This window comes from Moritella sp. JT01 (assembly GCF_001574435.1).
GTDB lineage: Bacteria > Pseudomonadota > Gammaproteobacteria > Enterobacterales > Moritellaceae > Moritella.
In genome coordinates, this window is the sequence record NZ_LOCN01000030.1 from 21,531 (window position 1) to 46,513 (window position 24,983).

At 38.8% G+C, this 24,983-nt stretch carries 26 protein-coding genes and 1 pseudogene; 7 read left to right on the top strand and 20 right to left on the bottom strand.

Annotation, left to right across the window (positions count from 1 at the left end):
* Window positions 1-103: 103 nt before the first annotated feature.
* The 11 genes from bamB to AKG98_RS19210 all read right to left on the bottom strand — a co-directional run bounded on the left by bamB (window position 104) and on the right by AKG98_RS19210 (window position 11,308).
* Window positions 104-1,294, bottom strand: a complete 1,191-nt coding sequence (gene bamB / locus AKG98_RS19160) for an outer membrane protein assembly factor BamB (RefSeq protein WP_067049797.1) — start codon at window positions 1,292-1,294, stop codon at window positions 104-106.
* Window positions 1,284-1,955 (bottom strand): tetratricopeptide repeat protein, encoded by a 672-nt coding sequence (locus tag AKG98_RS19165; RefSeq protein WP_067049801.1) that lies wholly within the window; start codon window positions 1,953-1,955, stop codon window positions 1,284-1,286. Before AKG98_RS19165 ends, bamB begins: the two co-directional genes overlap by 11 nt.
* 48 nt (window positions 1,956-2,003) lie before the next feature.
* Window positions 2,004-3,284: a histidine--tRNA ligase gene (gene hisS / locus AKG98_RS19170; protein WP_067049806.1), complete on the bottom strand. Its 1,281-nt coding sequence runs from the start codon at window positions 3,282-3,284 to the stop codon at window positions 2,004-2,006.
* Between the two features lie 123 nt (window positions 3,285-3,407).
* Entirely contained in the window at window positions 3,408-4,526 is a 1,119-nt protein-coding gene (gene ispG / locus AKG98_RS19175; RefSeq protein ID WP_067049808.1) for a flavodoxin-dependent (E)-4-hydroxy-3-methylbut-2-enyl-diphosphate synthase, read from the bottom strand.
* A 16-nt stretch (window positions 4,527-4,542) separates the two neighbouring features.
* Window positions 4,543-5,469, bottom strand: a complete 927-nt coding sequence (locus AKG98_RS19180) for a RodZ domain-containing protein (RefSeq protein WP_067049811.1) — start codon at window positions 5,467-5,469, stop codon at window positions 4,543-4,545.
* Window positions 5,459-6,229: a type IV pilus biogenesis/stability protein PilW gene (gene pilW / locus AKG98_RS19185; protein ID WP_067049814.1), complete on the bottom strand. Its 771-nt coding sequence runs from the start codon at window positions 6,227-6,229 to the stop codon at window positions 5,459-5,461. Before pilW ends, AKG98_RS19180 begins: the two co-directional genes overlap by 11 nt.
* Window positions 6,230-6,254: 25 nt before the next feature.
* Window positions 6,255-7,370: a bifunctional tRNA (adenosine(37)-C2)-methyltransferase TrmG/ribosomal RNA large subunit methyltransferase RlmN gene (locus tag AKG98_RS19190; RefSeq protein WP_067049817.1), complete on the bottom strand. Its 1,116-nt coding sequence runs from the start codon at window positions 7,368-7,370 to the stop codon at window positions 6,255-6,257.
* A 368-nt stretch (window positions 7,371-7,738) separates the two neighbouring features.
* A complete protein-coding gene (ndk, locus tag AKG98_RS19195; RefSeq protein WP_067049820.1) occupies window positions 7,739-8,164 on the bottom strand; it encodes a nucleoside-diphosphate kinase in 426 nt (141 codons plus the stop codon).
* A 227-nt stretch (window positions 8,165-8,391) separates the two neighbouring features.
* Complete coding sequence (locus AKG98_RS19200) at window positions 8,392-9,714, bottom strand: TIGR03503 family protein (protein ID WP_067049823.1); 1,323 nt, start codon at window positions 9,712-9,714, stop codon at window positions 8,392-8,394.
* Between the two features lie 13 nt (window positions 9,715-9,727).
* Window positions 9,728-10,468, bottom strand: coding sequence for a DNA polymerase III subunit epsilon (gene dnaQ, locus AKG98_RS19205; protein WP_067049826.1), 741 nt, complete (start codon window positions 10,466-10,468; stop codon window positions 9,728-9,730).
* 90 nt (window positions 10,469-10,558) lie between these two features.
* Complete coding sequence (locus AKG98_RS19210) at window positions 10,559-11,308, bottom strand: class I SAM-dependent methyltransferase (RefSeq protein ID WP_228140365.1); 750 nt, start codon at window positions 11,306-11,308, stop codon at window positions 10,559-10,561.
* A 65-nt stretch (window positions 11,309-11,373) separates the two neighbouring features.
* Here AKG98_RS19210 and gloB point away from each other — a divergent pair, with 65 nt between their 5' ends.
* A complete protein-coding gene (gene gloB / locus AKG98_RS19215; protein WP_067049832.1) occupies window positions 11,374-12,150 on the top strand; it encodes a hydroxyacylglutathione hydrolase in 777 nt (258 codons plus the stop codon).
* A 94-nt stretch (window positions 12,151-12,244) separates the two neighbouring features.
* Entirely contained in the window at window positions 12,245-13,849 is a 1,605-nt protein-coding gene (locus AKG98_RS19220) for a LysM peptidoglycan-binding domain-containing protein (protein ID WP_067049835.1), read from the top strand.
* Between the two features lie 146 nt (window positions 13,850-13,995).
* On the opposite strand, the gene AKG98_RS19225 is transcribed toward AKG98_RS19220, so the two are convergent.
* Window positions 13,996-14,547 (bottom strand): chalcone isomerase family protein, encoded by a 552-nt coding sequence (locus AKG98_RS19225; RefSeq protein WP_067049838.1) that lies wholly within the window; start codon window positions 14,545-14,547, stop codon window positions 13,996-13,998.
* Window positions 14,548-14,744: 197 nt separating this feature from the next.
* Window positions 14,745-16,160, bottom strand: a complete 1,416-nt coding sequence (locus tag AKG98_RS19230; protein ID WP_067049841.1) for a sodium:alanine symporter family protein — start codon at window positions 16,158-16,160, stop codon at window positions 14,745-14,747.
* A 320-nt stretch (window positions 16,161-16,480) separates the two neighbouring features.
* Here AKG98_RS19230 and AKG98_RS22040 point away from each other — a divergent pair, with 320 nt between their 5' ends.
* Window positions 16,481-16,648: a DUF3545 family protein gene (locus AKG98_RS22040; protein ID WP_083544024.1), complete on the top strand. Its 168-nt coding sequence runs from the start codon at window positions 16,481-16,483 to the stop codon at window positions 16,646-16,648.
* Window positions 16,649-16,742: 94 nt separating this feature from the next.
* Here AKG98_RS22040 and AKG98_RS19235 read toward each other — a convergent pair whose 3' ends face one another.
* Window positions 16,743-17,165, bottom strand: a complete 423-nt coding sequence (locus AKG98_RS19235; RefSeq protein ID WP_067049844.1) for a rhodanese-like domain-containing protein — start codon at window positions 17,163-17,165, stop codon at window positions 16,743-16,745.
* Window positions 17,166-17,371: 206 nt separating this feature from the next.
* Between AKG98_RS19235 and AKG98_RS19240 the strand changes: the two genes are divergently transcribed.
* Window positions 17,372-18,241, top strand: coding sequence for a LysR family transcriptional regulator (locus AKG98_RS19240; RefSeq protein ID WP_067049847.1), 870 nt, complete (start codon window positions 17,372-17,374; stop codon window positions 18,239-18,241).
* Window positions 18,242-18,316: 75 nt separating this feature from the next.
* On the opposite strand, the gene AKG98_RS19245 is transcribed toward AKG98_RS19240, so the two are convergent.
* The gene (locus AKG98_RS19245) at window positions 18,317-18,898 is read right to left on the bottom strand and encodes a hemerythrin domain-containing protein (RefSeq protein WP_067049850.1); all 582 of its coding nucleotides are present in this window, start codon (window positions 18,896-18,898) and stop codon (window positions 18,317-18,319) included.
* A gap of 88 nt (window positions 18,899-18,986) precedes the next feature.
* Window positions 18,987-19,670, bottom strand: a pseudogene (gene ung / locus AKG98_RS19250) (uracil-DNA glycosylase); the annotation flags it as partial.
* A gap of 118 nt (window positions 19,671-19,788) precedes the next feature.
* Between ung and nfo the strand changes: the two are divergent.
* Together nfo and AKG98_RS19260 are read left to right on the top strand one after the other, a co-directional pair.
* The gene (nfo, locus tag AKG98_RS19255) at window positions 19,789-20,640 is read left to right on the top strand and encodes a deoxyribonuclease IV (protein ID WP_067049855.1); all 852 of its coding nucleotides are present in this window, start codon (window positions 19,789-19,791) and stop codon (window positions 20,638-20,640) included.
* 113 nt (window positions 20,641-20,753) lie between these two features.
* Window positions 20,754-21,497, top strand: a complete 744-nt coding sequence (locus AKG98_RS19260) for a methylenetetrahydrofolate reductase (RefSeq protein ID WP_067049859.1) — start codon at window positions 20,754-20,756, stop codon at window positions 21,495-21,497.
* A gap of 60 nt (window positions 21,498-21,557) precedes the next feature.
* On the opposite strand, the gene AKG98_RS19265 is transcribed toward AKG98_RS19260, so the two are convergent.
* Both AKG98_RS19265 and AKG98_RS19270 read right to left on the bottom strand, forming a co-directional pair.
* Window positions 21,558-22,010: a phasin family protein gene (locus tag AKG98_RS19265; RefSeq protein ID WP_067049862.1), complete on the bottom strand. Its 453-nt coding sequence runs from the start codon at window positions 22,008-22,010 to the stop codon at window positions 21,558-21,560.
* Window positions 22,011-22,168: 158 nt separating this feature from the next.
* Window positions 22,169-22,834, bottom strand: a complete 666-nt coding sequence (locus tag AKG98_RS19270; protein WP_067049865.1) for an alpha/beta hydrolase — start codon at window positions 22,832-22,834, stop codon at window positions 22,169-22,171.
* A 135-nt stretch (window positions 22,835-22,969) separates the two neighbouring features.
* Between AKG98_RS19270 and AKG98_RS19275 the strand changes: the two genes are divergently transcribed.
* On the top strand, window positions 22,970-23,419 hold the full coding sequence (locus AKG98_RS19275; RefSeq protein ID WP_228140366.1) for a DUF3010 family protein: 450 nt from the start codon (window positions 22,970-22,972) through the stop codon (window positions 23,417-23,419).
* 66 nt (window positions 23,420-23,485) lie between these two features.
* Here the strand turns inward: AKG98_RS19275 and AKG98_RS19280 are convergent, their stop codons facing one another.
* The gene (locus tag AKG98_RS19280; RefSeq protein ID WP_067049871.1) at window positions 23,486-23,926 is read right to left on the bottom strand and encodes a thioesterase family protein; all 441 of its coding nucleotides are present in this window, start codon (window positions 23,924-23,926) and stop codon (window positions 23,486-23,488) included.
* Between the two features lie 36 nt (window positions 23,927-23,962).
* Window positions 23,963-24,856, bottom strand: coding sequence for an endonuclease/exonuclease/phosphatase family protein (locus tag AKG98_RS19285; RefSeq protein WP_067049874.1), 894 nt, complete (start codon window positions 24,854-24,856; stop codon window positions 23,963-23,965).
* Between the last annotated feature and the right edge of the window lie 127 nt (window positions 24,857-24,983).

Here is a 24,983-nt window from a genome sequence, read left to right on the forward strand (position 1 = left end):
TCAGCCTCAATACGGCTCTAGTAAAATGAAAGTCACTTATTTAAAAGGACAAAATGCGCCTCTCGGCGCAATAAATTATGTTGATGGTATTCTATCTAGGGATTTAAATTGGTTTCTTTACAGCAACCAATTCACCACTGCGGCTTTGAACATAGAGGTATTTTTCTGAGTTCAATGCTTTAGAAAATAGTCCATCACTATCAATTAATTGTTGTGCAACCAACTTACCGGTTTTACGATCTAACCAATGCAAATAGCCTTCTTTATCACCGACAACAATATTGTTACCCGAGACAACGGGTGCAGTTACACCACGTAGTGCTAAGCGATTCTGTGACCATAAAGTAAGGCCATTACGACGGTCAATTGCATGAATACGACCTTCCGTATCAGTTAAAAACAGCTCGAAGCCCGCCACAGTAAGATCTTTTACCGACGCGTAAGCACGTTTCCAAAGCACCTTACCAGAACGTAATTCAATCGCCATTAACTCGCCATTAAAAGCAGATGTATAAACATCAGTACCACGCGCTACTGCTTGGCCATTCACATCAACGAGACGGTCAATGTCATTCGCGCCTTTTGGCTTGGCAACATTCACTTCCCAGATCAATCGACCATTAGCAAGAAATACTGCCGCTAGTTTACCATCACTGCGACCATAAATCGCTGCTCCATTAGTGGTGATTGGCGAATTATTACCACGTAAAGTCAAAGCAGGTAATTCTGAGCTTTGGATCCAACGCTGTTCACCCGTCTGAACGTCAAAACCAACCAAGCTACCACTGCCAGTTTGGATAATAACAAGGCCTTCATCAACCACAGGACTCGCGATCACTTCACCATCGGTTTCAACTTGCCAGATCACGTCACCGGTTTTGTCGTTTAACGCAAATAATACTGCATTTTCACTACCAACAAATACCATGCCATAACCAGCAGCTATACCACCCGACAGTAACGCATTATCACTGTCATCAAAACGGTTAAATACCGCTTGTTCAGATAAGTCTTGAGTCCAAATTTCATCACCTGAAATCGGGTCCAACGCTTTCACTAAACCGTCACGACTTGCGGCAAAAAGCTGACCATTTACAAGTAAGGTTCGTGTCTGAGAGTAATACTCGCCAACACCCGAGCCGATGCTCTTACGCCATTCAATTTCTGGCGTAAATTCAGCTTGAATGACAGGCAGTGGTGAATACACTTCCTCATCATCACTAAATAAAGAACAACCTTGTAAAAAAACCGAAAGTACCGCAGCTGTGGTAAGTGTTCTCAGCTTATTGGTCATTCAGCTCTCCTGCGATAGCAGCATCAAGATCATCTGCAACGTCTGCAATAGCAAGGTCATCAAGTTTTAATTGTAACAACTGAGTATTCGCACCGACACCCGCTAAGGCTGCTTCATAAGCACTACGAGCCGCGTTTAAATCGCCTTGTTGTACGTAGATATCACCTTTTACTTCTGCTTTTTTACTCGCAAATGTATCAAGAGTCACTTTATCCAGTGTCGCCAGTGCAATATCAAAATTTTGTAGCTGCGCTTGCACTCGTGCTAGACGAATATTAGCAATCGGTAAGATACTTGCTTGATTACTGTTTGTCGCTACCCAGCTAAGTTGCTTTTCAGCTTCCGTAAAGTCTTGTTTTTTCACTGCTTCAGCGGCAAGTTGCAATGCAGTTAATGTGGCGTAAGCATTACCGCTGTTCGCATCAATAAACGTCTGAGTTGTCGCCTTTGCTGCAAGTCCATTTTCAGATAATTCAGTCACAACAGTATCATAAGCAGCCGAGCGTTCTTCTTGTACTGTTAACTGGCTATCGTTGTAATAACGAAAACCAACTAAGCCAGCTAAGCCTAGCACAGTCCCAAAAATGACCGCATTACCATGGGACTTCCACCATGATTTCAGCGCTTCAACTTGTTGTTCTTCAGTAGCGTAACCTTCCACGTCTCACCCTTAATTTTTTAAACACCAATAAACAGTATTAATTAGTTGTTACTTGTTTAGTAGCGTTGTTAATTGGTTTACTAATTCAGTTACTGCGATAGTTTGCTGCTCTGTTTTACCAGTCAGATCTTTCACAGTCACTTGTTTATTTTCGATTTCGTCGCTGCCCAGAATAAGTGCTACTTTAGCGCCATTTTGATCAGCTCGTTTAAGTTGTTTCTTAAAGTTACCGCCGCCGTTATGCATCATAAATTTCACATTCGGCATTTGATCGCGTAACTGTTCTGCTAATAACATACCATGAATATCTGCACCGTCGCCTAATGCTGCGATATAAACATCAACAACGCCAGCAATATCAGCGGTTAATTCTAATGCTTCTAATAATAATACGAGGCGTTCGATACCCAATGCAAAACCAACTGCAGGAGTTGCTTTACCACCGAGTTGTTCAACTAAACCATCATAACGACCACCACCACAAACTGTACCTTGTGCGCCTAGGCTTTCTGTCACCCATTCAAATACAGTGTAGTTATAATAATCAAGGCCGCGCACTAAACGATTATTGATTTGATATTTAACACCCGCACTGTCTAATATCTTACATAGACCACTAAAGTGCGCTTTAGTTTCTTCACCGTAATAATCAGCTAAGCTTGGAGCATCGTTAAGCAATGCTTGTACGTTGGGATTTTTGCTATCCAGTACACGTAATGGATTAGTGTACATACGACGTTGGCTTTCTTCATCAAGCTGATCTTTAAAACCTTCTAAGAAGCTAATTAATGCGTCTTTATGCGCACTACGCTCTTCAGACGAACCCAGCGAATTAAGCTGTAATGTCACATGTTGCTCAATACCAAGTAGTCTCCACAGACGCGCCGTTAATAAAATAACTTCTGCATCAGTATCCGCACCTTTAAGACCAAAAATTTCAACACCGAATTGGTGGAATTGACGGTAACGACCTTTTTGAGGACGCTCGTGACGGAACATAGGACCTATGTACCACATACGACGCTCTTGGTTATACAACAAACCATTTTGAATACCAGCACGCACTGTTGACGCTGTGCCTTCAGGGCGTAATGTTAGGCTGTCACCGTTACGGTCATCAAACGTGTACATTTCTTTTTCAACAACGTCTGTTACTTCGCCGATCGCACGCTTAAATAGATTCGTAGATTCAACGATTGGCATACGAATTTCAGAGTAGCCATAGGCTGCAACAGTATCACGTAATACTGATTCTACTTTTTGCCATACCGGCGTTTGTTCTGGTAAGCAATCATTCATGCCACGAATTGCTTGGATAGGTTTAGCCACGGTCACTCTCGAAAATTAAAAAAGACATATAACCCCAGATTATAAGGAGTTTCTACGTCGAGGTAAAATATTCAAAGGTGTTAGTCGGATATTTATCCTCATTTCAACACCTTTACGGTAAAATTACGCTTTAGCGTCAGTTACGATGATATTTTTAGGGTCCATCATCGCTGCTTTTGCACGAATTTTAGCCTCTAGCTGATCAATCATATCATTATTATCAAAACGTTCTTTCTGACGTTTGCCATCAAGATAGTAACCGCTCTTATTACTGCCGCCCGTAACGCCAATTTGTGCAGCTTCTGCTTCACCCGGTCCATTAACCACACAACCGATGATAGACACGTCCATTGGGATAATAATGTCTTCTAAACGCTCTTCTAATGCATTCACGGTACTGATCACATCAAACTCTTGACGAGAACAGGTCGGGCAAGCAATAAAGTTAATACCACGGCTACGGATACGTAATGATTTTAGAATATCAAAGCCAACGCGAATTTCTTCAACTGGATCGGCCGCCAAGGAAATACGTAACGTATCACCGATACCCTCTGCCAGTAACATACCAAGACCAACCGATGATTTAACCGCACCACTTCTGAAACCACCCGCTTCAGTAATACCTAAATGCAGAGGTTGTTCGATCAGTTTCGCTAACTGACGGTAAGATTCAACCGCCAGAAATACATCCGATGCTTTAACACTGACTTTAAACTGATCGAAGTTCAAACGCTGCAGAATATCAACGTGGCGCATTGCCGATTCAACTAATGCGGCTGGTGTTGGTTCGCCGTATTTTTCTTGAATTTCACGTTCTAATGAGCCACCGTTAACACCAATACGAATTGGAATATTCATATCTTTGGCACAATCAACCACAGAACGGATACGACTTTCGTTACCGATATTACCAGGGTTAATACGTAAGCAATCAACGCCGTACTCAGCGACTTTAAGCGCGATACGGTAGTCAAAGTGAATATCCGCCACAAGTGGCACATCAACTTGTTGTTTAATTTGTTTGAATGCTTCTGCTGCATCCATTGTTGGCACGGAAACACGAACAATGTCAGCACCAACGGCGACTAATGCTTTAATCTGAGCAACGGTTGCAGCCACATCCGTCGTCAAGGTATTTGTCATTGACTGTACTGCAATCGGTGCATTGCCACCAACAGGTACCTTACCAACCATGATCTGTTTCGATTGGCGGCGAATAATTGGACTTTCCTGATGCATATTTATAACTCGTTAATTAAGCTTCAAAAGGTAATTTAAATTTAGCAAGTCGACCTTGTTTAAAGGTTGATAAATCAACTGGCTCACCAGCATAACTCATTGTTACTTGCTCTGGCGCGCCTAGTTTAATTGATAATGGTGCTAACCCTTGTAGTTGGATTGTCTGACCGGCTTTTCTCACACCTGTCGAAAGCGTTTTACCGTTACTGTCTTTAATTTGAACCCAGCAATCACCCATAAACGTAAGAAGTAACGACTGAGGTGCAATCACTTTATTATCAAGAATATTAGTGACAGATGATGTAGTCGCGGCAGGTTGCTCAGCGACTACAGCTAGTGCTAATTTTTCGACCTCGTCGACAGTTGGCTCAGTAACGTCTAGTGCTGGTGCAACAAGTGAAGGCGCTTCGTCCTCAATAACGGTTACAGCACCAACGACTTCAGGTGATTCAACTGATTCGAGGGTTTGTATTGCTACAGGATCAGGGACTACAATATCGGCCTCATCAGTGCCTAATCCCCAAATTAAGAATACGACAAGCATAAAACCGACGATGCCGTAACTGACAAGCATTAGGCGGTTATCATATGCTTCTAGTTTCGTTCGGCGCGAGAAGCTTTGTAGCTCGGCTTGTTGTTCACATTCTGCATTATGGCAATTATAAGCGCGAAGCACATCATCTTCGGGAATGTTTAAATAGCGGGCATAACAGCGAATATAACCACGTATGAAGGTTTGTGAAATATCTTTATCAAGCACATTTTTTTCAATGTTGTTAATAACAGATAATTTTAAGTTAATATTATCACTGACTTGCTGCACGCTAATACCTAATGCAATACGTGCATCTCGTAATATCTGACCAGCAGTTATCACGTCGATATTATCTTGCAATTCAGCGGATTCATCTGCATTTTTTAAAGTTTCTAAATCAATAGTCATTTGTAATATATTTTTGTGTTTGGGTCGCTAACGGAAATTGGGCTAATAATTGGCGACTGTATACTTCAGTAGCAGCCAAATCATTCTGTTTTTCTGCAATATTAAAGCCCAACCAAAGACTGCGTGCGGTTACCTTCGTTACTGACTCATATTTTGTTAATTGCTGCTTGGCCATCGCATAATCGGCCAGCATATAGTGTAATTCAGTAACTGATAACCGTACGTCTAAATTTTGCGGTGCATGTGCAAGAGATGACTGAAAGTAGGTTAATGCCTGCGATTCATCGCCATTTTCAAGTGCACATTGCCCCGCATTTTCATAACTATTCGCAATTTTATTATAACGTGGAGACGCGATTGCAGTTAAAAATTCGCTTTCTGCTTCATCAAAACGCGCTATTCCACATAGGAACACACCAAAATTATTATGAATATTACCATTATCAGGTGCAAGGTCGAGGGCATATAAATAGGCTTCTTCGGCTTGTTTATGCTCTTTTACCTTCTGATAGTAATACGCATAAGCTAAATAAATATCCGCATTGTCTGGCTCATAATGAACGGCTTTATCAAGATTAATTTTCGCCTGTTGATAGTTTTCAATTTCAATATACTTTAAGCCTAAGGCTAGACGGCTTCGGGCCGCTGCAGTCTTATCAACCGAATTATCACTCAAACCAGCACTGGTTTCAATGTAACTTTGTGTGCTACATCCAGCCAGTGCGACTATCATCAATCCTACTACTGCGAAACGTTTCATGCCTAAATCCATCTAGTCAAAAATATCAGTCACTCATCTTGACTGAAATCGCTTCACCTTGCATCCGTTTTTTTAATGTTCTTTTCGTTCTGTCGATTACATCACCTGCCAATTGCCCACAAGCAGCATCAATATCATCACCGCGGGTTTTACGAATTGTCACCGTATTTTCGTATTCCATCAGCACTTTATTAAAGCGATCGATACGACTATTACTTGGTTTACCATAGTCACTGCCTGGGAACGGATTAAATGGGATCAAGTTAATTTTACACGGCGTATCTTTTAATAAGTGCGCTAATTCATGAGCTTGATCAGTTGAATCATTCACGTGATCAAGTAATACATACTCAATCGTTACTTTTTTACGATTGGCATTTGATTTACCAATATAGTTTTTAACGGATGCGAGTAATGTTTCAATATTGTACTTTTTATTGATAGGAACAAGCTCGTCACGTAATGCATCATTTGACGCGTGTAATGAAATGGCTAATGCAACATCAATTGAATCAGCTAATTTATCTAAAGCAGGTACAACTCCAGACGTAGATACGGTTACACGACGTTTTGATAAACCAAAGCCATAATCGTCTAGCATCAAGTTTAATGCAGGTACCAAGTTTGTCATGTTAAGCAGTGGTTCACCCATACCCATCATTACGACATTGGTGATTGCACGTTTCTTATTATTAAAGCCGATAACTTGTGTAGCACGCCATACTTGACCAATGATTTCTGATACACGCAGGTTACGGTTAAAGCCTTGTTGTGCTGTCGAGCAGAATGTACATTCTAATGCACAACCAACTTGTGACGATACACAAAGTGTTGCACGATCACCGTCGGGAATATAAACCGTTTCATATTCTTGACCATCGACTTTTAATGCCCATTTAATTGTACCATCTTCACTACGCTGTTCTTTACTGATTTCAGGCGCTGAAATAATAGTTTCACGTAATAATTTTTCACGTAACTTTTTATTCAAATTGGTCATTTCATTAATGTCATCACAGCCTTCATGATAGATCCATTTCATCACTTGATCGGCACGGAATGGTTTTTCGCCAATGTCCGCAAAATATTGGCGCATAGCTTTACGATCTAAGTCTAATAGATTAATTTTTTTATTACTCATGAAGTGAGCCTCTGTCATTTATTTTATTCGGTTTGAAACAATTTAAGACTCAATTTTAAACAATATTTTAAGAATAGTTGGATAAAAAAGATGATGCTAAAATTGAGGTTTCAGGGCGCGGGATTGTACAAAGTTTAACGCCTAGACGCTAGCGCATTAGCCGAATTAAACAAAATAATTTATTAGCCGTTATTTTCAATAACCAAGATTAAGGTGAGATAACAATAATTAAGACTGAATATCCGCGATGAAAAGGAAATAAATATAATATGAAAGGAAGTTGTTCAGGTGGATAAAATCATAAAACCGGGCAGCAAATTAATCACGCATCACTACGCAACGACTTTACAGCCCGTTACACTAATTAATTAGCGTGGGCATACTTCGTTTTCAGTAAAGAAGTAAGCAATTTCACGGGCAGCTGATTCTTCACTATCAGAACCATGTACCGCATTAAAACGCATGCTCTCAGCATAGTCACAACGTAACGTGCCCGCAGCTGCATTTTCTGGGTTCGTAGTACCCATTAACTCACGGTAAAAAGTGATCGAATTTTCACCTTCTAATACCTGTACCATGATAGGACCAGACGTCATAAAGTCCATTAAAGGTTCGAAGAATACTTTGCCTTTGTGTTCTGCATAAAAACCTTCCGCTTGCTCACGGGTAAGGTGAAGCATTTTTGCTGCAACAACGCTTAAGCCACAAGCTTCAATACGAGAGTAAATAGCACCAATTAAATTTTTTCTTACTGCATCAGGCTTAACAATAGAAAAAGTGCGTTGAATTGCCATAATTTTTAACCTTAATTTGAGAAGTTTACTATCTTAGTTTGACTATCTAAGTTGAACAGTTCATTAATAAGATAACCTTTAAAATAAAGGTTATCTTATTAACATTGACTTTAATTGCATTACAATTTTTAAACAAGTGTTAATCGCGAAAGAACAATGAATTACTGCGTAATACGAACCTTATCTTCCGTAAATCTGATACATCATCTAATTGATTACATATCAAACTATTTATCAAGTGAATTAAGATCCAAGTCTGTCATCGTATTTAGTCCATCATTTCTATTCCTTGATTCTGCAGGGTTAATATCAGCACCAGTTTGATTAGAAATTACCTTTTCAAATTTACGTTTTTGCCAAAACTTAATACTAAATAATACTGCGACAGCTAGAATGAGTAAGGTTAGCAAACTACCTACCACCCACAATAATAAATTCCATTCACTTTCTGATACTTCTAAACCATCAGTAATCACTTCGGTAGCATTAGCCTGAGATGCAATTGCTATCGGAATTAACGCACTATCAATAATGATAGGTTTAGGGATAACAAATGCTTCCGATGGCATATTGATCGTTATTTCTCGTCCCGCTTTCGTTGTTGCAAACAAAACCAATTCAATATCATAACCACCGATATCAGTCGGTCGTTCAAACGTATAAATCTGCTCACTTATATTGGCTTCGCCATAAATAATAAAATCATCACTTGGCCCGCCATTAACCGAGGCTAAGCGGCCTTTGATCACAATACTTTCGGGCTGTAACTCTTCAATATCAAAGACAAGTTTTAATTGTGGATCATTATCGACTAACAAAGGCAACATTTTAGTTTTTATTGGCCGAGGAAAAATAACCACATCTTGATTAAAACTGCGGGTAAAAGCATGATTTTTTACCGAGACTTCAAACTTATACTTACCGGTGGCGAGATCCAGTTGTAAAAAAGTAGTGAAAATACCATCTTCAGGTACTTCATCGTAAAACACCCCTTTATCATTAAACTTTGCCAGTTCTTGAGAGGTAAAATTGAAATTTTCGTCTTCTGTTCGGTGATAACCATAAGCAGTCATAATCAATTCAGTATCACGTAAATACGTTGCATTAAGGCGTTTTTTCAAATGACGTAGTTCACCACTCACTTTTAAACGTTCACCACTATAAAGCTGAATAGGTAAACGAGTAACTTGCAATTGCACATCTGACAATAATTGAATACGGTTATTACCTTGGATTTTCCCGAGTGCTTGCCAAGGTCCAGGCATTGGATTTTCAATGGTTATAATGTCATTTTCTTCGCCTTCAATCCAATGAACACGATCAGACTGATCCCAAATATAAACCTTACTACCGTCGGGACGAACCAAAATAACCGCTTTAGAGAAACGTTCACGCGCAATAATAAACGTTATTTTTTTAATACCATAATCAACACGAAAGCGGTTATCCAATAACGCGATATCACTTGTCTGATAAACACTTTTAGCTGAAGTAAAGGTACTGATACTAACTGCACCAATAAATGCCAATAACAACCAAATATTACGCATGTTTGTCCTTATCCTAGTGTACTGTCCACAGTGCATCACCAACGATACCAAGTCGTTCATCATGCGCTTTCAATTCATCATCCGTTGCTTGCACCACTTTCAATGGCGTTCGGGTTGCAGCAAGTCGACGAATACCATTGCCACCTTGTGAATTAGCACCATCTTGCGATAAATTCAATTTAGTTTGGCCACCTGTCATAAACAGATAGACGTCCGCCAAAATCTCCGCATCCAGTAATGCCCCATGCAGGGTACGGTGCGAGTTATCAATACCATAACGGGTACACAACACATCTAAGTTGTTTCGTTTACCCGGAAAAAGTTTCTTCGCGATAGCTAATGTATCGGTAATCTTACAAATTTCTTTAGTTTCAGGCAGACCTTTATTTAGCAATCTAAATTCATGGTCCAGAAAGTTAATATCAAACGACGCGTTGTGAGCGACCAATTCTGCGCCATCGATAAAGGCAATAAACTCGTCTGCGATGGTAGAAAAAGCGGGCTTGTCTTGTAAGAATTCATCGGTAATGCCGTGTACCGCTATCGCTTCAGGATCAACAAGACGGTCAGGTTTGATATAGACATGGTAAGTACGGCCAGTAGGACGGCGATTGATCAACTCAATACAACCAATTTCAATCACGCGGTGGCCAATGTGTACACCACCCGCGCCCATATTCATACCGGTAGTTTCTGTATCAAAAACGATTACACGACCAGCACCCTGTATTAACTCTGCATTGTCCAACGACATAAATTTCACCACCTAAATTAAACTGTCGCTATTCTAATATGAATTAGCGTTCGATTCACCTGATAACAGTCGTAAAATCGTCAAGAAAGGTTAAGAGGGTTTATGTGGTAATTTTTGTGTCGCCCCTGTCGGCATAAAACGGCGACTAGTTCGACTCACTTGCCACCAATTTTTGACCGGTGATATCGGTGCTCGACGTTTACGCGCGACAATAAAGTAAACTGATAAAAATGAAGGGAAATGCATTTGACCGATACTCTCAGACCACCAGGTTAATGGTTTTCTACCTAAAAAAGACGTAAAGCCAAAGCGGTCATCTTGAATAATTTCAAAACCGAGTAATTCAAGCCAATCTTTAATACGCGCAGGGGTAAACATTCGACCCGACCAAGGAGGGTGGTTACGCTTCACTCCAAGTAGTTTAACTAAACCACATAATGATAGCGGATTATAGCCACTTAAGATCAGGTAGCCATCACCCGTTAAGACTCGCTCAACCTCTCGTAATACTTGATGCGGATCGGCAGAAAAATCCAATGATTGAGTTAAAATACAAGCATCAATACAATTTTCTTGAAAGGGTAAATGTGCAGGATCAATAAATACCCCGCCCATACCTTGTTCTGACGTCGCTGTGACTTGGTGTTGTATACTGCTACCAAAACAATTAAGCTCAGCACTTAGCGAACCTAATTTTAGTAAATGATAACCAAATATTTTCGGGCACCAGACATCAAGACGTGCTTGAATTTGACTCGCAAGCCACCCTCCCATTGGCAGATCATTCCAAGAATGGGGAATTGTTATCTCATGCTTATGATGTGCAGGTTTTATTAACACGGCTATATCCGCTAAAATTTTGTTTTATATATAATTAAAGATAATCCCATAAAGAGAACGATGCAATGCTTGAAGTCATTTCTATACCCACATTTAACGACAATTATGTTTGGTTAATCAAAAACACTGAAAATAATCACTGTTGTATCGTCGATCCAGGCCAATCCGAAGCGGTATTACAAGTTATCCATCAACAGAACTTAATTCTCGATGCCATTTTAATTACTCACCATCATTATGATCATATTGATGGTATTAATGACATTCTGGCCGCATCAATCCAACCCGTTCATATCTATTCATCTATTGCTATCGATGTAGCGGCACCCGTCACCTTGGTCGCCGAAAATAGCCAGTTAAGCTTATTAGATAATAGTTTAGCTTTAACCGTTATGACGACACCAGGACACAAACGCGAACATGTGGTTTACTATAACCAGACGATGCTGTTCTCTGGTGATACGTTATTCTCTGGTGGTTGCGGTCGACTTCTGGATGGTAGCGCGACAGAATTGTTTTCATCACTACAACGTATTAAAGCCTTAGATGAACACATTTTGGTGTATCCAGCTCACGAATATACCCAAGCTAATTTAATGTTTTGCTATGCCGTCGAACCACAAAATAAAGCACTAAAAAAACATATCGAATATACGGCTAAATTACGTCAGCAAGGACTACCAACCGTACCCAACAGCCTTAAAAGTGAAAAACAGATCAATGTTTTCTTACGTACCAACGAAGCAACAGTAAGTATGGCGATGGAGCATAAACTACTTGATATACTCACCAGCGAGCAAGCCGTATTCGCTGCATTAAGAGTCTGGAAAGATCATTTTTAACCAGAAAATAAGCATACATATCCCAAATGATACACTTGCTTTGTATTCCCTTGGGGATTAGCATATCAGGGTTGTTCACTAATATAAGACGAATATGAAATTTAAATTATCCATTCCGGTATTGATATTACTGACCGGGTGTCAAATGACGCCTAAAGATCGTAGTAACGATGAGCAAACTACTATAACGCCTGTCGTTGCCCAATCTCAAGAAGCCAGCAATAAAGAGAGCGGTTTAGATAGTATTACAGAAAAAAATATTGCTAAACTCATTATTGCCGAAGACGTTACTGTCGAGCCAATTGATAATGTTTGGGTCCGTATTTCTGAGCAAATGACCATTCCGATTCCCGATAATGCACGTATTGCAAAACACCGTAATTGGTACTTAAAGCATCCACAGCACTTAAAAACAGTATCACAGCGCGCAGAACCGTTTCTATATCTTATTGTTGAAGAACTCGAGCGTCGTAACTTACCGCTAGAACTGGCGCTATTACCTGTCGTCGAAAGTGCATTTGACCCCTTTGCGTACTCACACGGCAGTGCATCGGGTATGTGGCAATTTGTTCCAGGTACAGCGAAACGTTTCGGCCTCGAACAAAACTGGTGGTACGATGGCCGTCGTGATGTACTGGCATCGACCAGCGCCGCATTAACTTATATGGAATACCTAAACCGTCGATTCAAAGGCGACTGGCTGCATGCCCTTGCCTCTTACAATTCCGGTGAAGGTCGCGTAGGACGTTCCATTAAGCGTAACCAAAAAGCCGGTTTACCGACTGATTTCTGGTCTCTGTCTCTGCCAAAAGAAACAGAGGCATACGTCCCTAAATTATTAGCGCTTGCTGATATTTTAAAAAACCCAGAAAAATACAATGTCACGCTACCTGTGATTGATAACGAGCCTGCTATTCAGCAAGTTGACGTTAACAGCCAAATAGACTTAGCACTTGCCGCTGACTTAGCGGGTATGGACGTCGCTCAGCTACAACGTCTCAATCCAGGTTTCAATCAATGGGCAACAGCGCCAGATGGACCACATACGTTATTAATTCCTAATGAGAATGTAGAAAAATTCAAAACTGCATTAGCAAAAACGGATACCAAAGGTCGTCTAAACTGGGTTCGCTATAAAGTGAAGTCAGGCGATAGCCTAAGCGAGGTTGCGCAAAACTATAATACCTCAAGCAAGATCATTGCCTCGGTTAATAATCTAGACAGCAGCATGATCAAAATCGGCCAAGCGTTACTTATCCCAATGGCAGCGAAAGAACTCGATTATTATAAATTTAGCGAATCATCACGCATCACGCGTCGCCAAGAAAAACCAGCAGGCCGTTTTAAAATTGTACATAAAGTGCAATCAGGTGATAATTTATGGGATATTTCACGGGCCTATAAAGTTAACTACAAAAGTTTGGCAAAATGGAATAATATCGCGCCTAAAGATGCACTGAAGATCAATCAAAAGCTCGTGGTTTGGCAAGGTAAAAAACAAGGCAGCGCTAATGGCAAAGGTATTATGCGTAATATTACCTATAAAGTCCGTCAAGGCGACTCGCTTGCACGTATTGCTAATAAGTTTAATGTCAGAATTAAAGACCTTGTTCGATGGAATGGACTGGCTCATCAGAAGTATATCCAACCAGGGCAAGCACTCCGCCTCTATATTGATGTAACAAAAGTAAATACCTAGTTAACTCATCAATAACAGCTCATCACACTATGTATAACTTAAAAATAATACACGCATAAAAAATGGCTTACGCTAAGATTTAACTCTTAACCGTAAGCCATTTTTATTACGCTTAATTTCATGTTTAACACTCGTTAAAACATGAATTATAAACCAAGCATATCGTCTTTCAGATCATCATCAGCAGGTTTATCACCTAGCCAGATAGACAACACGGCTTGACGAAAAACGTCGTTATTAATCGTCGATAATTTTTCATTATTTTTATACGTTACTAAACCTTTTCCTGGCGTACTCACTAAAGTAAATTGATCACCTTTAACAATTTCTTCGCTAAACACACCAATAAATTCTGCAATTTCAGCTGAGATTGGCGCTGTATTACCTTCAGTTGCACCATCAAAACCGTCATTAATCGCCGATACCATTTTCTCTGACGTAATCAACCCAGAAATAATATTCAGACGAATTGCACTTACATCTTGGCTTTTTACTACATCCTTATTCACTTTTTGTGTAAATAGCGAACCTACGTACAGATCAATAAAGAATTTACTACGAACACCCGCACCTTGATAATTAAGTGATGAACCTTCGAGAGATACATTATCTGGAACTGAAACGCCTGACACTTCCTGTGCAGCATTTACAGAAAAACTTAATAGCATTGCAGACGCTAGAGTTGCTAATTTATTCATGACTTAATCCTATGTGGGTCAGTATTAAAACTCTAATTTAACCATAAAGAGACTAGAGCTAAAACTCTAAGTCTTTATATTACACCAATTTAATACCATTTAATTACGACTCAATTAATACCTAATAAAAAAGCCACTCATTACTATAATGAGTGGCTTTTTCTAATTTTACAATGCTAATGTAACGTAACTAAATGCTATTTTTTAAATTTAGAATTCCAAATTTCACTGTTAATTTTTTTATCAATTTCAGGGTATTCAGAACTATCAAATGTAGGCGTCTTACCTTCAGCGAGTTGTTTATTGTAATCTTTCGCAACGATGATGACATACTTAGACAACATTAAGATGGCGATAATATTGACCAGCGCCATCAAGCCCATTGATGCATCAGCCATGTTCCAGATCAGATCTGATTTCGCAACAGCACCAAACATCACCATACCTAAAACAGCAGCACGGAAGATCCATATCATTACTTTTGAATCACGGTTCAAAAATAAGATACTTGTTTCAGCGTATGAATAGTTCGCAACAATTGACGTAAATGCGAAGAATAAGATCGCAATAGCAACAAAGGTACTACCCCAATCGCCGACATGCGATGACAATGCATGCTGAGTTAATTCGATACCACCAATGCCCGATGTATCACCAAGGTCAGAAAGTAAAATGATAGACGCAGTCGCAGTACAGATAACGATAGTATCAATAAATACACCTAGCATCTGAACATAACCTTGTGATGCAGGGTGATTCGGGAATGGTGCAGCACTGGCAGCCGCATTCGGCGCACTACCCATACCCGCTTCATTCGAGAATAAACCACGTTTAATACCTTGCATCATAGCAACACCTAATGCGCCACCAGCAGCTTCTTCTAAGCCGAATGCAGATTTAATGATGAGTTCGAAAATAGCAGGTATTTCTGAAATGTTCATTGCAACAACAACAAACGCAATCAGGATATAAGCCAGCGCCATGAATGGTACAACGATTTCAGCAAATGCGCCGATCACACGTAGACCACCAAAAATGATAAAGCTTGTAAATACAACTAATACGATACCAACGATAGTTTTATCAAAACCAAACGCATTGTGCATTGAATTGGCAATCGCATCAGACTGAACAGCATTAAATACCAAACCAAATGCAACGATTAGGCAGACAGAGAATACAACGCCCATCCAACGACGGCCTAGACCTTTTTCCATGTAGTAAGCGGGACCACCACGGAAGTTGCCGTCAGCATCTTTGGTTTTAAATAATTGCGCTAATGAACTTTCTGCAAAACTAGTCGCCATACCAATAACAGCAATTAACCACATCCAGAATACTGCACCAGGGCCACCTGCAGTAATTGCTACAGCAACACCAGCAAGGTTACCAGTACCAACACGCGCAGCTAGACTTGTACATAGCGCTTGAAATGATGATACACCTTCAGTGCTGCTTTTACGGCTACCAGCAAGAACAGAGAACATGTGAGTAAAATGGCGGAACTGAATAAAACCTAATTTAAAGGTAAAATACAGACCCGTACCGATAAGTAAATAAATCAGTACAGAGCCCCACAGCAGCCCATTGATAAAGTCGATAACTTCCGTCATATTTTCTTTTCCACAATATTATTAAAGTCCATAGATAGCAGTAAATGTAACACCACCAGCTAAACGTGGCGCGGAATATAACATAAAAAACCAGTAAATTGTTAATAAACAGGCGTTAAAATTACCGAAGCCGCAATTCCAACCCTAACTAGATACATATATGTAAAATATTCATATCATTTTTTACATAAACTATTTTATACCTTTTTCATTTTAGGCCTTTTTACGTGATCTGGCACTCAAATACAGAGTTAAATATGACTAAGGGCCTGAAAAAAATGTTATAGAGAAAGGGTAACTATCATTACAAAGGTGATCCCATGGAAGGAATAAATCAAGTGTCGATAGAAAATACAAAAAAAGAAACAAAATCGTCTTCAAAACGAAAATGGCGTGAGATTGAGGCGATAAAAGACAAGCTAAGTTTAGAAAAAGAAATGGATGGTTATAAGGATCCTTTAAGTTATTACTCTGATCTTATTGCTTAAATAAAAACCGCATTTAATGCGGTTTTTTTTAATCTGGATCCCCTATAGCATTGGCTCACCACTATTAACAATAGCCTATCTATATAATTTAATATTACCTCTGAACTTCGGTCAATCGACGATTAACAGGGTATCGTTCAAAATCTTCCCAATAATGAATACCACCAATCATTTCTTTTACTACAAACCCTAGAGCTGAAATTTTTAAACCAGCTCTAGATGCACCATTACAACCAGGCCCCCAACAATAGACTACAAATAAGGTATCTTCATCATACTTCGCGAATGACTCATTATTTATGTCGCTGTGAGGCATGCTTACTGCGGTTATTGCATGGCTTTTATTAAACGCTTCTGTAGAACGTACATCTAATAATATATAGTTTTTATTATCAGCTTTAATGTCCGCGTAAACATCTGAACAATCAGTTTCGCAAGCAAGTTTGGTCGCAAAAAAATCATGAGCTTTTTGAGCTTGCGCGGCTTGATAAGACAACGTATTTGTATTGCTAAGCATAAAGTGCTCCTTATATAATATAATTACTCTGGACTGAATCGAACGCTAGTCTTCAATCAATCTAATTTAACGCGATTTAATACAATCTAAAATTCATGATTACTGAAGCCTACGTTCAACAAAAATGAATAGTAAAATAATTTAGCGAGTATAAAATCTACTTTATACTCGCTAAACCTTGTTGGACTTATTAAAGGGAATTGACCTTGGAATTTTATCATTTACGCTCTTTTGTCGCGGTAGCTGAAATAGGCAATTTGACTCAAGCAGCAAAGCGTCTATATACGACGCCACCAGCTATAAGTGCTCACATTAAATCGCTTGAGGAAGAACTAGCCACCCCTTTATTTATTCGCTCTAATAAAGGCATGTCTTTAACAGATAAAGGTCAATTATTATTAAAAAAAGCATATCTAACACTAGATTGCGCTTTAGACTTAGTGAATTTAGCGGCTAATAATCAACATGAGATAATTGGGACATTTCACTTAGGTATTAACTTAACAGCCAAGCAGATGAGACTTTCTGAGTTAGTAAAAAACCTACAAGAAAACTGCCCGGGTATCAGCTTGGATATTCATCAGCAATCAACCGGCATAACTATTAATGACATTAGAGAGCATCGACTAGATGGTGGTTATATTTTTGGTGCTATTCCCGATGACTTTATTGGCGTAGCAGTTATGAAGAAAAAGATAACTACAATCGCACCATTTTCGTTTGATTGTAGTAAAATAGTGACTCAAGCGGACCTTTGTATTCACCAATGGATAATGATGGGAGACTATTGTCCTTTTGATGATTTTCTAAAAGATAAACTTGGAAATAATATCCCCTCTACTATAAAAACGAGTGATGAAACGTCTCGATTAGAATTAGTAAAGAGTGGTCTAGGACTGAGTTTTCTAGAAATAGAAGAAGCTCTGATGGCAGAAACAAACAAACAAGTTCGAATAATATCTGTATTAGATTTTCCAGCGACACTCTATTTTGTTGTTGCTAAAAATAGAGCTCGAGAGCCAGTCATAAGTGCATTAATGCAAGAAGTTAAAATCTTGTGGGATTTGGAATTATAAAAATGGCTATTCAAATTAATAAATAGCCACAGTTCGACTTAATGGTCTGCATTTCATGCGAAGTGAGTTAGCTATTTATACCAAACAAAGATCTTCTTCTGCTTCACAAGTAAATCCAGCCTGAACGATCAGCTGTTTTAATTGGTTATACGTATCATTAAACTCAGCAATAGTCTGAACTTCCTGTAAAGAACCATTTTTCCACAAATGTTCAATATGACACCAATCATCAGGTGTAAATTTCTCAGCCATGAGTGGCATCACGACATTCGTTTCATATTGAATATGTGCACGCTGCTTGTTAACAAACTCTTTTAATTGGGCCGCAAGTTCATCAAACGGCATGACAGAATCAAGCTGGATCATATTTAATGAACTTGATAATTCGCGGCTAAGAAAGTTTAAGCTTTGATGTTCACTGGCTAATCGATTCGGCATAGCTGCATCCTCAACATAATGCTCAAGATAGTACGAGTAAATAAGATCTTCTTTTGGGTGATGGTATCGCTCAATATAATTACGTAAATAATTAACGATATCACCCATCAGTGTAAAATTAACACCTTCCTGCTCAGACTCGAGTTCTGCTAACTGCTCAGTTAATACATTTAACAGTTGCTCGACTTGTTTATGATCTTTAATAATGAGAGATAACATACAAACTCCAATATGAAAATTACCTCCCTTCAAGATATACCTATATAGTATTAGTTTCTTTGATCGAGTTCACTGTTTACCCATTTAGTTATAGCAAGCTATCAATGTCACTGACTTGCCAATTGATCGGTTGTTGATGGCATGCCTGCAAACGAGTATTAATAGAAGAGAAATGCTGACAACCAAAGAAACCACGACTTGCAGACAATGGCGATGGGTGCACACCTTCTAAAACATGATGTCGGCTGCGATCAATATGACGACCTTTCTTCTTGGCGTGATTACCCCATAATACAAAAATGATCTCTTTATCTTGTTGATTCAACAATTCGACCACATGATCAGTAAACGTCTCCCAACCTGATTTTGCATGTGAATGTGCTTTCGCTTGCTCTACGGTTAGCACTGTATTTAACATTAAAATACCTTGTTGTGCCCACTCAACGAGATAACCATGATCAGGTGTATTAAAGTCGTCGAGATCAGTCGTTAATTCTTTATACATATTACGTAATGATGGTGGGATCTTAATGCCCGGTAATACCGAAAAACATAATCCATGTGCTTGTTCAGGACCGTGGTAAGGGTCCTGCCCCAATATAACCACTTTTACATCACTTAAAGGGGTTAATGAAAAAGCTTGAAATACATCGGTTTCTTTAGGATAGATGGTTTTCCCTGCAGCTCTTTCAGTCGAGATAAAATTTTGTAACTCTAAATAATATGCTTGCTGCTGTTCGTGCAACAAAAATTCTGACCACGTATTCATTAATAGATCCCAAAGATTAGCATTGCCAAAAACTTAATTTTATCGTAAAAAGCCTCCTTTAAAACTGTTTTGTCATTAAATTGATTAAAAACGATGAATCCCGAAAATAATGGAGCAAAAAATGACTAAATTTATTGGTGCGCACGTATCTGCAGCTGGCGGGGTGTGGAATGCCCCTAAAAATGCCCACGATTTAGGTGCAACTGCATTTGCTCTATTTACCAAGAATCAACGTCGTTGGGATGCAAAACCACTGAATCCCGATGATATTCGTAAATTTAAAGCCAATTGCAAACGCTACAATTTTACCTCGGCACAAATTTTACCGCACGATTCTTACTTGATTAACCTTGGCCACCCAGAAGCAGAGGCATTAGAAAAATCGCGTAATGCCTTTTATGATGAAATGCACCGTTGCGAACAGCTAGGTTTAACCTTACTTAACTTTCATCCAGGTAGTCACTTACAAAAAATATCGGAATCGGAAAGCTTAAAACGCGTAGCAGAATCAATTAACCTCGCCCTTGAAAAATCAACGTCTGTCAAAGCTGTCATTGAAAATACCGCAGGCCAAGGAACAAACTTAGGTTACCGTTTTGAGCACCTTGCCGAGATCATCGAACAAGTTGAAGATAAGAGTCGTGTGGGTGTTTGTATTGATACCTGCCACACCTTTGTCGCAGGATATGACTTACGTACCTTTGACGCTTGTGAAAAAACGTTTAGTGATTTTGAAAGCATTGTCGGCTTTAAATACCTCGCTGGTATGCACATTAATGACAGCAAAGTAGCGCTAGGCACGAAAGTTGATCGCCATCACAGCTTAGGCCAAGGTTTTATTGGCGAAGATGCCTTTAAATTTATTATGCAGGATGAACGCTTTAATGGTATACCTATGGTATTGGAAACAATAGATGATACTATTTGGGCTAATGAAATTGCTTGGTTACAGCAGTTAGCCGCAAATAAATAAGGTATAGTAATACAAATTATATCAATGATTGTAAAAACCTAAACACGCGGAATCGAGTTTAGGTATTGAAAGGATTATCAACGAGGACTGTTGATACAAAATAGGGATGTAATTTGAAATACTCAATAGAGCTTGTACCCCGTACATGGGAAATTTTAAACACTGAAGTCGAAGAAGTAAGCCAATTTAGTCAAATAAATACACTAAATATTCCAGACTTACTTCGCTTTGATATTCGTAGCTGGGATGCCTGCGATCGTCTACAAGATAAATTTGATGAAGTGATCCCTCACCTTCGAGCTATCGATTTTGATTTGAGAAGTGGCTTCCCATTAACCGATTTTTTCCGTCATAGTAAGATCAATTCTGTACTTGTCGTCGAAGGCGATCCACCACAGGATATTTCACATCGTACCTACCGTAATACATCATGTGAACTCATTCGAATTATCAAAAAAGAACTGCCATATATGAAAGTGTACGCTGCAATCGATCAATATCGAACCAGTATGCGTAAAGAGCTCGATTATATCCACGATAAAATTGATGCTGGTGTTGACGGTTTCTTCACACAACCATTTTTTGATTTGAAATTTCTCGATGTATACATGGATATGCTACAGGGTACGGAAGTGTTTTGGGGGATGAGTCCAATTCACAGCGAAACAAGTAAGTCCTACTGGGAAAATAAAAATGATGTGGTCTTTCCAAGCGACTTCGAAGCAACGAAAGAATGGAATATTAACTTTGGTCGAGCCATGATCAAAAAGGTGCAAGCCAAAAATGATAATGTCTATTTTATGCCGATTAGAGCAAATGCCAGCGAATATCTAGGCAACTTACTCGCCGAAGATTAACGATATTACCGTTTAGCAGTAAACGCATACATAAACCACTTACAACAAAAGCGAAGTGGTTTACTTTTTATCTCCGAGTTCCGCCAGTAACACATCCAACTTATCGTTTAATTGGTTAATTTTATCACTTTCAATACCGGTTAATTTTGCATAAGTCCGTTGGATTAGCTTTTCTAAGCCATGTAGCGAAATATGCTCCGCAGTGGTATGTAACTTAAATGCGTTATCAACCTTCTCACCCTGGCGTAGTAGCTCTTCAAAAAACATTGAAGATTTTTCACCCGCTATATTAAGCCCATCAATGCTATTACTGTATGCCCCTAACCCAGCTAACCAAATCTGTCGAGCAAAATTCATTTTTGTCGCTAACGTAATTTCAACAGCATCACAATCAACCTCTTTTTGAGATTCAATATCTGGATTATTGATATCATTAATAGCCACAAAGTTATCAATCAATACATTATTGTTAACAACATCATTATTTACAGTACCGTTTTTATTCTGGCGCATTGTTAAATCTTACTATTGATACTAGGAACTATTAAGCATAGGTGTAATCGTCATAAATGAGAGCACAACTTGTACCGCTGTGATCTTAATTGCAAAATAAAAGACGATTATCAATTGAAACGCATTACGTAAAACTGGATTAAATACGAGTTAAGAGCCTAATTTATAGATAAAAACTGTGTTATATGCTGTGATATGTCATTTATTTGTTGTGGTGTAACTGTATGCTCTGCAGGGTAACGGCTATAGCAAGGCTCATAACCTAAGGCTTCTAAATATTTTACGGCGTCTAATCCAAGAGACTCAGCAACAACAGGATCAGCACTACCATGATAAACATGAATCGGTAATGTAAGATTATTCTTGTGTACCTCAATCGTTTTATACGTCGCAAAGTAACTCGACATCACCATTAATCCAGCCAATGGCTGCGAAAATGTGAGGGCACTTTGATATGCAACAGCACCACCTTGAGAAAAACCAGCAACAATAATACGCGCGCTATCAATACCTCGATCAATCTCTCGTTGGATCAAATTTTGTACCTGCTCCACACTTAACATGAGACCTGACATATCAATTTTTCGCTCAAGTGTCATTTCTAAGATGTCATACCATGCTGGCATTTTGTAACCATTATTAATGGTTACCTTAATTTCAGGTGCATGCGGAAAAACATAACGCACTTGATGTTCAACAGGTAATGCGAACATAGGGACTATAGGGGCAAAGTCATGACCGTTAGCGCCAAGTCCATGTAACCAAATAACACTCGCATTTGCTGGTAGCTTAGGTTCGATTTCAACACAAGGTAAATATGTCATTATGTTTCCTTACAATAAGTTGTTTTTAGGGGATGGATCATCGTATAAATTCACAACGAAACAACGATAACCATGTTAACTGACAATAAAGTGGTTATAATAGCGAAGTTATCTTTATTTATGGTGAGTTATTTAATGAAAATTTGTAGTGTTGAACTAGCAGGCAATGAAGTAAATCTATGTTTCCTTTCTTTAAAAGATGGAATATTTGAACTTATTGAATGTCGTAAAAGAAAAATTACCTTAGCAAGTTCAACTGAAGCGTATCAAATGCGTCAGTTTCATAAAGAGTTTGCCCAACTAATGCAAGATTATAAAATTGAACATGTAGTGATCAAAGAACGTCTCACTAAAGGTAAATTTAGTGGTAGTTCAACAAGTTTCAAAGCAGAAGCAGCGATCCAACTGGTAGATAGCGTTGAAGTGAGCATGGTTTCACAAACGTACTACAAACAACTACTACTAGATCACCCGATCTTTGTTGATTTTTCAGAAACTGGTCTGAAAAAATTCCAACAAAATGCATTCACACTTGGTTGCCTATTCTTAAATGAAAAAGCAGCAAAGAACGCGATTGAATTATAAAGACATGTTGTAGTGTAATAAGCAGACTAACTTATATTAGTCTGCTTTTTTTACTTTAAAATATAGCTAGGCAGTGAATAACGTCGGTTGTAACAATTTAATCTTATCAACAATGTCTGCAGGTACCGGCATTTTCTTATGCTTATGGTAATCAACGAATACAATCACCCCTTCACCTTCTGCAACCACACGTTGTAAGTTATTGCTCCAAACCGCATATTTCATAATCAGTTTGTGCTCAGCAAATTCAGACACTGTCGCGCCAATTTGAATAGTATCAGGCGATTTTAACGGTGCTTTAAAGCGACAATTCGTGGCTGCTAAAATGGGGCCGATACCATGCGCTTGCATGTATTCCATTGCTTTAATTTGATTAAAATAACCAATCCGCGCTTGTTCAAAATAACGGAAATACACGGTATTATTAACATGCCCAAAGGCATCCATGTCACCCCAGCGTACAATGTCATCGACAATAATGGGATACTGCTGTTTAAATTTATCCATAAAATTCATTCCATTAATCATAACTAAAATAAAGAGCTAAAACAAAGGACCAAAACGCGCGACAATCGGGTTGTGATCAGATGCTGTGGTTTCATAAGATGAAGCACTTATTTGTTGTAACCCTCTAAAATAAATATCGTCGAGAGAATGACCAAATGCAGTTTCACGCACATCATTTTTATAAACCAATTGCTGTAACTCAACACTTGCCGTCACCTCAAGCAACCGATTCAAACGCTTGTTCGTCCAAGTATTGAAATCACCAGCCATGATCACAGGCCCCTGATGCTGACGAATAACAGAAATCACGCTTTCTAGTTGCTGATTAAATTCATCAACACCCAGTGTAAAGTTGATCATATGCATATTAGCAACAAGCAGAGGTTCATCACTGCCCGCCCAAGAATAATAGCTAATCAGTGACGATTTAGGAAAACGAATCCAAGGTTCGGCTAATGTTTTTTTACACACCGATATCGGTTCGATTTTACTTGCCGTTAATACACCCATCGACTGCTTATAAATACTAAAAGCTTCAACTTGTGTCCAACTTAACTCATATTGCTGCATCAATTGATGTAATAAAAAGCTTAATTTAGCTTCTTGTAAAATGATCAAATCATTTTGTTCAATTAAGGTCGTTAACTCTGAACGCCAGTTATCACCCTGTTGCTTATAAATGTTCCAATCAACAATACTAAATTCAGCAGGTAATGAAGACTGTTCTACATCAGAGTTGCTATTAGTTAAAAAGGTAGGACATGTGCTTGCAGAGTCATTAACAAAACCAAATTGTTCGCTCTTAATTGATGTTGAGCCCGTTGCTTCCCATGAAGAGTTTAATTTTGGAATCTCAGCGATATCAAAACAGCCCGACAAAGAGAAGACAAGGGTAAAAATAATGGCCGCACGAGAAAAATTATAATTCATGTTCATATCACATAATCAAAATATATCTTATTATACTGAATAAAATAGAATTAATTCAAAACTAATATCATTATTGTTTCAAAATAGTGTCATATCGCAAAAAACGGCCAAAAAAAAGCACTAAATA

What these genes read in the sequence shown, in the direction of transcription:
- bamB (WP_067049797.1), bottom strand. Translation starts at nt 1,294, where the DNA reads ATGACCAATAAGCTGAGAACACTTACCACAGCTGCGGTACTTTCGGTT.
- ispG (WP_067049808.1), bottom strand. Translation starts at nt 4,526, where the DNA reads ATGCATCAGGAAAGTCCAATTATTCGCCGCCAATCGAAACAGATCATG.
- AKG98_RS19180 (WP_067049811.1), bottom strand. Translation starts at nt 5,469, where the DNA reads ATGACTATTGATTTAGAAACTTTAAAAAATGCAGATGAATCCGCTGAA.
- pilW (WP_067049814.1), bottom strand. Translation starts at nt 6,229, where the DNA reads ATGAAACGTTTCGCAGTAGTAGGATTGATGATAGTCGCACTGGCTGGA.
- AKG98_RS19190 (WP_067049817.1), bottom strand. Translation starts at nt 7,370, where the DNA reads ATGAGTAATAAAAAAATTAATCTATTAGACTTAGATCGTAAAGCTATG.
- ndk (WP_067049820.1), bottom strand. Translation starts at nt 8,164, where the DNA reads ATGGCAATTCAACGCACTTTTTCTATTGTTAAGCCTGATGCAGTAAGA.
- AKG98_RS19200 (WP_067049823.1), bottom strand. Translation starts at nt 9,714, where the DNA reads ATGCGTAATATTTGGTTGTTATTGGCATTTATTGGTGCAGTTAGTATC.
- dnaQ (WP_067049826.1), bottom strand. Translation starts at nt 10,468, where the DNA reads ATGTCGTTGGACAATGCAGAGTTAATACAGGGTGCTGGTCGTGTAATC.
- gloB (WP_067049832.1), top strand. Translation starts at nt 11,374, where the DNA reads ATGCTTGAAGTCATTTCTATACCCACATTTAACGACAATTATGTTTGG.
- AKG98_RS19220 (WP_067049835.1), top strand. Translation starts at nt 12,245, where the DNA reads ATGAAATTTAAATTATCCATTCCGGTATTGATATTACTGACCGGGTGT.
- AKG98_RS19225 (WP_067049838.1), bottom strand. Translation starts at nt 14,547, where the DNA reads ATGAATAAATTAGCAACTCTAGCGTCTGCAATGCTATTAAGTTTTTCT.
- AKG98_RS19230 (WP_067049841.1), bottom strand. Translation starts at nt 16,160, where the DNA reads ATGACGGAAGTTATCGACTTTATCAATGGGCTGCTGTGGGGCTCTGTA.
- AKG98_RS22040 (WP_083544024.1), top strand. Translation starts at nt 16,481, where the DNA reads ATGGAAGGAATAAATCAAGTGTCGATAGAAAATACAAAAAAAGAAACA.
- AKG98_RS19235 (WP_067049844.1), bottom strand. Translation starts at nt 17,165, where the DNA reads ATGCTTAGCAATACAAATACGTTGTCTTATCAAGCCGCGCAAGCTCAA.
- AKG98_RS19245 (WP_067049850.1), bottom strand. Translation starts at nt 18,898, where the DNA reads ATGTTATCTCTCATTATTAAAGATCATAAACAAGTCGAGCAACTGTTA.
- nfo (WP_067049855.1), top strand. Translation starts at nt 19,789, where the DNA reads ATGACTAAATTTATTGGTGCGCACGTATCTGCAGCTGGCGGGGTGTGG.
- AKG98_RS19265 (WP_067049862.1), bottom strand. Translation starts at nt 22,010, where the DNA reads ATGCGCCAGAATAAAAACGGTACTGTAAATAATGATGTTGTTAACAAT.
- AKG98_RS19270 (WP_067049865.1), bottom strand. Translation starts at nt 22,834, where the DNA reads ATGACATATTTACCTTGTGTTGAAATCGAACCTAAGCTACCAGCAAAT.
- AKG98_RS19275 (WP_228140366.1), top strand. Translation starts at nt 22,970, where the DNA reads ATGAAAATTTGTAGTGTTGAACTAGCAGGCAATGAAGTAAATCTATGT.
- AKG98_RS19280 (WP_067049871.1), bottom strand. Translation starts at nt 23,926, where the DNA reads ATGGATAAATTTAAACAGCAGTATCCCATTATTGTCGATGACATTGTA.
- AKG98_RS19285 (WP_067049874.1), bottom strand. Translation starts at nt 24,856, where the DNA reads ATGAATTATAATTTTTCTCGTGCGGCCATTATTTTTACCCTTGTCTTC.